Origin of the sequence: Buttiauxella sp. A111 (genome assembly GCF_014189855.1) — a bacterium.
In the GTDB taxonomy this organism is placed as follows: domain Bacteria; phylum Pseudomonadota; class Gammaproteobacteria; order Enterobacterales; family Enterobacteriaceae; genus Buttiauxella; species Buttiauxella selenatireducens.
Genome location: NZ_BJFN01000002.1, coordinates 693,184 through 701,116 on the forward strand (window position 1 = coordinate 693,184; position 7,933 = coordinate 701,116).

At 50.0% G+C, this 7,933-nt stretch carries 4 protein-coding genes, 1 tRNA gene and 3 rRNA genes; 4 read left to right on the plus strand and 4 right to left on the minus strand.

The features are described from left to right. The first annotated feature begins 272 nt into the window (after positions 1-272). The 4 genes from BSPA111_RS09250 to BSPA111_RS09265 all read left to right on the plus strand — a co-directional run bounded on the left by BSPA111_RS09250 (position 273) and on the right by BSPA111_RS09265 (position 4,430). The gene (locus BSPA111_RS09250; protein WP_183270854.1) at positions 273-1,298 is read left to right on the plus strand and encodes an amino acid ABC transporter substrate-binding protein; all 1,026 of its coding nucleotides are present in this window, start codon (positions 273-275) and stop codon (positions 1,296-1,298) included. Between the two features lie 71 nt (positions 1,299-1,369). Continuing rightward, positions 1,370-2,551 (plus strand): amino acid ABC transporter permease, encoded by a 1,182-nt coding sequence (locus tag BSPA111_RS09255; protein ID WP_183270855.1) that lies wholly within the window; start codon positions 1,370-1,372, stop codon positions 2,549-2,551. Positions 2,552-2,560: 9 nt separating this feature from the next. After that, the gene (locus BSPA111_RS09260; RefSeq protein WP_183270856.1) at positions 2,561-3,661 is read left to right on the plus strand and encodes an amino acid ABC transporter permease; all 1,101 of its coding nucleotides are present in this window, start codon (positions 2,561-2,563) and stop codon (positions 3,659-3,661) included. Positions 3,662-3,671: 10 nt separating this feature from the next. After that, positions 3,672-4,430 carry an amino acid ABC transporter ATP-binding protein gene (locus tag BSPA111_RS09265; RefSeq protein WP_183270857.1) on the plus strand — a complete coding sequence of 253 codons (759 nt, stop codon included), beginning with the start codon at positions 3,672-3,674 and terminating at the stop codon, positions 4,428-4,430. 95 nt (positions 4,431-4,525) lie between these two features. Here the strand turns inward: BSPA111_RS09265 and rrf (BSPA111_RS09270) are convergent. From rrf (BSPA111_RS09270) to BSPA111_RS09285, 4 genes are all read right to left on the minus strand, one after another. Continuing rightward, positions 4,526-4,641, minus strand: a 5S ribosomal RNA gene (rrf, locus tag BSPA111_RS09270). Positions 4,642-4,679: 38 nt separating this feature from the next. Next, positions 4,680-4,755: transfer RNA gene (locus BSPA111_RS09275), tRNA-Thr, on the minus strand. A 15-nt stretch (positions 4,756-4,770) separates the two neighbouring features. Next, positions 4,771-4,886 (minus strand): 5S ribosomal RNA (gene rrf, locus BSPA111_RS09280). 116 nt (positions 4,887-5,002) lie between these two features. Then, positions 5,003-7,911 (minus strand): 23S ribosomal RNA (locus BSPA111_RS09285). Between the last annotated feature and the right edge of the window lie 22 nt (positions 7,912-7,933).

Sequence of the window (7,933 nt, forward strand, 5' to 3'; positions counted from 1 at the left end):
CCCTGAAATTACTTCTTTTCACATGATCAAAAACTGAAACTTTTTTGCGCTGAAATGTGGCGTAGGTTTCAGTTTTGCACCGTTACAGGGCGCTGAGAGCCATTTTTACTGTCTACACTCTGCTTACTGCGTCGAGCGGTACACGCAAACCCTCGTTCGCAATCCTGGCACTCCCTTTGCTTTATCCAGACTGGCAGATGCCACAGACAGGACAATTGGTGCCACCCGGACGCCAACACTTATAACGATAATTTCGCCACACAGGATGCATTATGAAAAAGACATTGATCTCCACTCTGGTCGCAGCCGGTGCATTATTCGCGGTTGTTAATCAGGCCCATGCTGGTTCCACGTTTGAAGCGGTAAAAAAGAAAGGCTTTGTGCAGTGCGGAATCAGTGACGGCTTGCCTGGTTTTTCTTATGCCGATGCAAACGGTAAATTTACCGGTATTGATGTGGACGTTTGCCGTGGTGTTGCAGCTGCGGTATTTGGCGATGCGTCGAAAGTGAAATACACCCCACTGACAGCGAAAGAGCGTTTCACTGCTCTGCAATCCGGTGAAGTAGACATTTTATCGCGTAATACCACCTGGACTTCCTCCCGTGATGCGGGCATGGGTATGTCGTTTACTGGTGTCACTTATTACGACGGTATCGGCTTCCTGACCCACAACAAAGCGGATTTGAAAAGCGCGAAGGAACTGGATGGCGCAACGGTTTGTATTCAGGCAGGCACGGACACTGAACTCAACGTTGCTGACTATTTCAAAGCCAATAACATGAAATACACTCCAGTGACTTTCGACCGTTCTGATGAATCAGCTAAAGCATTGGAATCCGGTCGCTGCGATACCCTGGCTTCCGATCAGTCGCAACTCTACGCTCTGCGCATAAAACTGAGCAATCCTGGTGAGTGGATTGTTCTCCCAGAAGTTATTTCAAAAGAACCTTTAGGCCCTGTTGTCCGTCGTGGAGATGAAGACTGGTTCTCCATCGTGCGCTGGACTTTGTTCGCTATGCTGAATGCTGAAGAGATGGGTGTTGATTCTAAAAACGTTGACCAGATGGCCGCTAACCCAACAACGCCAGATATGGCGCACCTGTTAGGTAAAGAAGGTGATTTTGGTAAGGACCTGAAACTCGACAACAAATGGGCATACAACATCGTCAAACAAGTGGGCAACTACGCTGAAATTTTCGAGCACAACGTTGGCTCTGAAAGCCCGCTGAAAATCAAACGTGGACAAAACAACTTGTGGAATAAAGGTGGCATTCAATACGCACCACCGGTTCGCTAAGCGATACGTCAGAAATGGGCACTACAACAGTAGTGCCCAAAAGTTTGAGTTCATGTCACTGAGGTTCGCTTATGTCCCATCGCCGCCCAATCGTAAAAGGTGATATTTCCTTTTCTAACCCAGCGGTTCGTGCCTGGCTGTTTCAGATTATTGCTGTCGTCGCCGTTGTCGGCATCGCTATTTACCTGATACTCAACACCGTCACTAACCTTAACAATCGTGGCATTACCTCAGGTTTTGCATTCCTTGACCGTAGCGCCGGCTTCGGTATCGTTCAGCATCTTATTGATTATGAACAGGGTGATACCTATGGACGTGTGTTCATTGTTGGTCTGCTGAATACCTTATTGGTTTCAGCACTGTGCATACTGTTTGCGTCATTTATTGGCTTTTTCCTCGGGCTGGCTCGGCTTTCCGATAACTGGCTACTGCGCAAGCTGTCTACTTTTTACATTGAGACGTTCCGCAATATTCCACCTTTATTGCAAATCTTCTTTTGGTATTTTGCCGTACTGCGTAACCTTCCAGGCCCTCGCCAGGCGGTCAGTGCATTCGATCTTCTTTTTCTGAGTAATCGCGGGCTTTACATCCCATCGCCACAGATTGGTGAAGGTGCGCTGGCCTTTTTGGCCGCAATTATCCTGGCACTTATCGCATCAGCAGGTCTGTATCGTTACAACAAAATGCATCAGATCAAAACTGGGCAGTTACGTCGTACCTGGCCGTACGCGCTGGGCCTATTGATATTATTGCCGATGCTTGCCCAGTGGATTTTCGGTTCTGCACTGCACTGGGATATTCCAGCGTTGCGCGGCTTTAACTTCCGCGGAGGGATGGTTCTGATTCCTGAGCTGGCGGCATTAACCCTGGCGTTATCGGTTTATACCTCGGCTTTCATTGCTGAAATCATCCGTGCAGGCATTCAGTCCGTGCCTTATGGCCAACACGAAGCGGCACGTTCGTTAGGGATACCGAACCCGGTCACATTGCGTCAGGTCATCATTCCGCAGGCAATGCGCGTGATCATTCCACCGCTCACTAGTCAGTATCTCAATATCGTTAAGAACTCATCGCTGGCAGCCGCTATTGGCTACCCGGATATGGTTTCACTATTTGCAGGTACAGTCCTCAATCAGACAGGACAAGCGATTGAAACTATTGCCATAACGATGTCGGTGTATTTGGTTATAAGCCTGACTATTTCGCTATTGATGAATATCTATAATCGGCGAATTGCCCTGATAGAGCGCTAAGGAATTACGATGGCAAAAGCATTGATGTCACATCACACGCGCCCAGCAGTGGTTCGTTTAGGGACCGTACAGTGGGCTCGTAAAAATCTCTTTTCCAGCTGGTCTAACAGCTTACTGACTATTTTCTGTTTGTGGATGATGTGGGAGCTTATCCCCCCATTGCTAAATTGGACGATATTCCAGGCAAACTGGTTTGGTGAGACCCGTGCAGACTGTACTAAGGAAGGTGCTTGCTGGGTGTTTATCCACGCACGGTTCGGGCAGTTTATGTATGGGTTGTATCCGCATGACCAGCGTTGGCGCATTAATCTCGCACTGCTTGTTGGGCTCGTATCGATAATCCCAATGTTCTGGAATGCCATGCCGCACCGCGGACGATACATTGCTGTGTGGGCTGTCATCTATCCATTGGTTGTTTGGGGCCTATTGTACGGTGGCTTTTTGGGGATGGATCGTGTCGAAACTCGCCAGTGGGGCGGGCTCACATTAACGTTGATCATTGCTTCGGTAGGGATCGCTGGTGCCTTACCTTTGGGGATCTTACTGGCATTAGGTCGACGCTCAACCATGCCAGTCGTCAGAATATTATCCGTGGTATTTATCGAGTTCTGGCGCGGTGTACCGTTAATCACGGTGTTGTTCATGTCATCAGTCATGTTGCCATTGTTTCTTTCGGAAGGAACAAGCATCGATAAACTAATCCGCGCACTCGTCGGGGTGATCCTATTCCAGTCAGCTTATGTCGCTGAAGTGGTCCGCGGGGGCTTACAGGCCTTACCAAAAGGGCAATATGAAGCCGCAGAGTCTCTGGCGCTTGGTTACTGGAAAACACAAGGGCTGGTTATCTTACCCCAGGCACTGAAAATGGTGATCCCAGGCCTGGTCAATACCATCATTGCGCTGTTTAAAGATACCAGCCTGGTGATCATTATCGGCCTGTTTGATCTGTTCAGCAGTGTACAACAAGCCACTGTTGATCCTGCCTGGCTTGGCATGTCGACTGAAGGCTACGTCTTTGCCGCTCTCATCTACTGGATTTTCTGTTTCAGTATGTCGCGCTATAGCCAGCATCTTGAAAAACGTTTTAACACCGGACGAACACCGCATTGAGGATGAATAAATGAGTCAAATTACTATGCGCCCCGCTGATGCGATGATCATGCTGGAGAATGTCAATAAATGGTACGGGCAGTTTCATGTGCTAAAAGATATCAATCTGAAGGTGCAGAAAGGTGAGCGCATTGTATTGTGCGGCCCTTCCGGCTCAGGTAAATCCACAACCATACGTTGTATTAATCATCTGGAAGAACATCAGCAAGGGCGTATTGTCGTTGATGGTACTGAGCTAAACGATGATTTGCGAAATATTGAGAAGGTTCGAACCGAAGTAGGGATGGTATTCCAGCATTTTAATCTTTTCCCGCATCTCACCGTGTTGCAGAACTGTACGCTAGCTCCAATTTGGGTGCGAAAAATGCCCAAGAAAGAGGCTGAAGTGCTGGCAATGCATTATCTGGAAAAAGTACGAATTGCCGAGCATGCGCATAAATTTCCGGGGCAAATATCCGGAGGGCAACAGCAACGCGTGGCGATTGCTCGCTCGTTGTGTATGAAGCCAAAGATCATGCTTTTTGATGAACCCACCTCTGCACTTGATCCAGAGATGGTAAAGGAAGTGCTCGATACGATGATTGGCCTTGCTGAATCAGGGATGACCATGCTGTGTGTGACACATGAAATGGGCTTTGCACGAACGGTAGCAGATAGAGTGATCTTCATGGATCGAGGGGAAATTGTTGAGCAGGCGCCTCCAAATGAGTTTTTTGCTCATCCAAAATCAGAACGTACACGCGCTTTCCTGTCTCAGGTTATTCATTGATATTTAAAGATAAAAGCCACAGAGGTGGCTTTATCTCTTACAATGATACAAAACAAAAAGGCCATCCTTTCGGATGGCCTTTTTGTTTATTTGGAGCCTGGCAGTTCCCTACTCTCGCATGGGGAGACCCCACACTACCATCGGCGCTACGGCGTTTCACTTCTGAGTTCGGCATGGGGTCAGGTGGGACCACCGCGCTACTGCCGCCAGGCAAATTCTTTATCCAGCGCCGAACATTAACCTAAAAACTGGTGCTGATACCCAGAGTCGAACTGGGGACCTCACCCTTACCAAGGGTGCGCTCTACCAACTGAGCCATATCAGCACGCTTTAATTTGGAGCCTGGCAGTTCCCTACTCTCGCATGGGGAGACCCCACACTACCATCGGCGCTACGGCGTTTCACTTCTGAGTTCGGCATGGGGTCAGGTGGGACCACCGCGCTACTGCCGCCAGGCATATTCTGTTTCATTAACCGTCGCAGTGTTATCTGCAACCATTAACGTAAAATCTTGGAATTAAGCTGAAAATTAAAGTGTCTTTCTCATTATCTTAAAACACCTTCGGTGTTGTAAGGTTAAGCCTCACGGATCATTAGTACTGGTTAGCTCAACGTATCGCTACGCTTACACACCCAGCCTATCAACGTCGTAGTCTTCAACGTTCCTTCAGGAGACTCAAGGTCTCAGGGAGAATTCATCTCGGGGCAAGTTTCGCGCTTAGATGCTTTCAGCGCTTATCTTTTCCGCATTTAGCTACCGGGCAATGCCATTGGCATGACAACCCGAACACCAGTGATGCGTCCACTCCGGTCCTCTCGTACTAGGAGCAGCCCCCCTCAATTCTCCAGCGCCCACGGCAGATAGGGACCGAACTGTCTCACGACGTTCTAAACCCAGCTCGCGTACCACTTTAAATGGCGAACAGCCATACCCTTGGGACCTACTTCAGCCCCAGGATGTGATGAGCCGACATCGAGGTGCCAAACACCGCCGTCGATATGAACTCTTGGGCGGTATCAGCCTGTTATCCCCGGAGTACCTTTTATCCGTTGAGCGATGGCCCTTCCATTCAGAACCACCGGATCACTAAGACCTGCTTTCGCACCTGCTCGAGCCGTCACTCTCGCAGTCAAGCTAGCTTATGCCTTTGCACTAACCTCACGATGTCCGACCGTGATTAGCTAACCTTCGTGCTCCTCCGTTACGCTTTAGGAGGAGACCGCCCCAGTCAAACTACCCACCAGACACTGTCCGCAACCCGGATCACGGGTCTACGTTAGAACATCAAACATTAAAGGGTGGTATTTCAAGGTTGGCTCCACGCAGACTGGCGTCCACGCTTCAAAGCCTCCCACCTATCCTACACATCAAGGCTCAATGTTCAGTGTCAAGCTATAGTAAAGGTTCACGGGGTCTTTCCGTCTTGCCGCGGGTACACTGCATCTTCACAGCGATTTCAATTTCACTGAGTCTCGGGTGGAGACAGCCTGGCCATCATTACGCCATTCGTGCAGGTCGGAACTTACCCGACAAGGAATTTCGCTACCTTAGGACCGTTATAGTTACGGCCGCCGTTTACCGGGGCTTCGATCAAGAGCTTCTCCTTACGGATAACCCCATCAATTAACCTTCCGGCACCGGGCAGGCGTCACACCGTATACGTCCACTTTCGTGTTTGCACAGTGCTGTGTTTTTAATAAACAGTTGCAGCCAGCTGGTATCTTCGACTGCCTTCAGCTCCACGAGTAAATCGCTTCACCTACCGACAGCGTGCCTTCTCCCGAAGTTACGGCACCATTTTGCCTAGTTCCTTCACCCGAGTTCTCTCAAGCGCCTTGGTATTCTCTACCTGACCACCTGTGTCGGTTTGGGGTACGATTTGATGTTACCTGATGCTTAGAGGCTTTTCCTGGAAGCAGGGCATTTGTTACTTCAGCACCGTAGTGCCTCGTCATCACACCTCAGCGTTAGATAAGAGTCCGGATTTACCTAAACTCTCCGCCTACATGCTTAAACCGGGACAACCGTCGCCCGGCTAACATAGCCTTCTCCGTCCCCCCTTCGCAGTAACACCGAGTACAGGAATATTAACCTGTTTCCCATCGACTACGCCTTTCGGCCTCGCCTTAGGGGTCGACTCACCCTGCCCCGATTAACGTTGGACAGGAACCCTTGGTCTTCCGGCGAGCGGGCTTTTCACCCGCTTTATCGTTACTTATGTCAGCATTCGCACTTCTGATACCTCCACCAGACCTCACAGTCCAGCTTCAACGGCTTACAGAACGCTCCCCTACCCAACAACGCCTAAGCGTCGCTGCCGCAGCTTCGGTGCATGGTTTAGCCCCGTTACATCTTCCGCGCAGGCCGACTCGACCAGTGAGCTATTACGCTTTCTTTAAATGATGGCTGCTTCTAAGCCAACATCCTGGCTGTCTGTGCCTTCCCACATCGTTTCCCACTTAACCATGACTTTGGGACCTTAGCTGGCGGTCTGGGTTGTTTCCCTCTTCACGACGGACGTTAGCACCCGCCGTGTGTCTCCCGTGATAACATTCTTCGGTATTCGTAGTTTGCATCGGGTTGGTAAGCCGGGATGGCCCCCTAGCCGAAACAGTGCTCTACCCCCGAAGATGAGTTCACGAGGCGCTACCTAAATAGCTTTCGGGGAGAACCAGCTATCTCCCGGTTTGATTGGCCTTTCACCCCCAGCCACAAGTCATCCGCTAATTTTTCAACATTAGTCGGTTCGGTCCTCCAGTTAGTGTTACCCAACCTTCAACCTGCCCATGGCTAGATCACCGGGTTTCGGGTCTATACCCTGCAACTTAACGCCCAGTTAAGACTCGGTTTCCCTGCGGCTCCCCTATACGGTTAACCTTGCTACAGAATATAAGTCGCTGACCCATTATACAAAAGGTACGCAGTCACCCCATAAAAGAGGCTCCCACTGCTTGTACGTACACGGTTTCAGGTTCTGTTTCACTCCCCTCGCCGGGGTTCTTTTCGCCTTTCCCTCACGGTACTGGTTCACTATCGGTCAGTCAGGAGTATTTAGCCTTGGAGGATGGTCCCCCCATATTCAGACAGGATACCACGTGTCCCGCCCTACTCTTCGAGTTCACAGCAAGTGCATTTTTGTGTACGGGAGTATCACCCTGTACCCTGCGACTTTCCAGACGCTTCCACTAATGCACAAACTGATTCAGACTCTGGGCTGCTCCCCGTTCGCTCGCCGCTACTGGGGGAATCTCGGTTGATTTCTTTTCCTCGGGGTACTTAGATGTTTCAGTTCCCCCGGTTCGCTTCGTTAAGCTATGTATTCACTTAACGATAGTGTGACGAATCACACTGGGTTTCCCCATTCGGAAATCGTCGGTTATAACGGTTCATATCACCTTACCGACGCTTATCGCAGATTAGCACGTCCTTCATCGCCTCTGACTGCCAGGGCATCCACCGTGTACGCTTAGTCGCTTAACCTCACAACCCGAAGATGTCTCGT

Coding starts and splice junctions, on each gene's coding strand:
- BSPA111_RS09265 (WP_183270857.1), top strand. CDS start 3,672: ATGAGTCAAATTACTATGCGCCCCGCTGATGCGATGATCATGCTGGAG.
- BSPA111_RS09255 (WP_183270855.1), top strand. CDS start 1,370: ATGTCCCATCGCCGCCCAATCGTAAAAGGTGATATTTCCTTTTCTAAC.
- BSPA111_RS09250 (WP_183270854.1), top strand. CDS start 273: ATGAAAAAGACATTGATCTCCACTCTGGTCGCAGCCGGTGCATTATTC.
- BSPA111_RS09260 (WP_183270856.1), top strand. CDS start 2,561: ATGGCAAAAGCATTGATGTCACATCACACGCGCCCAGCAGTGGTTCGT.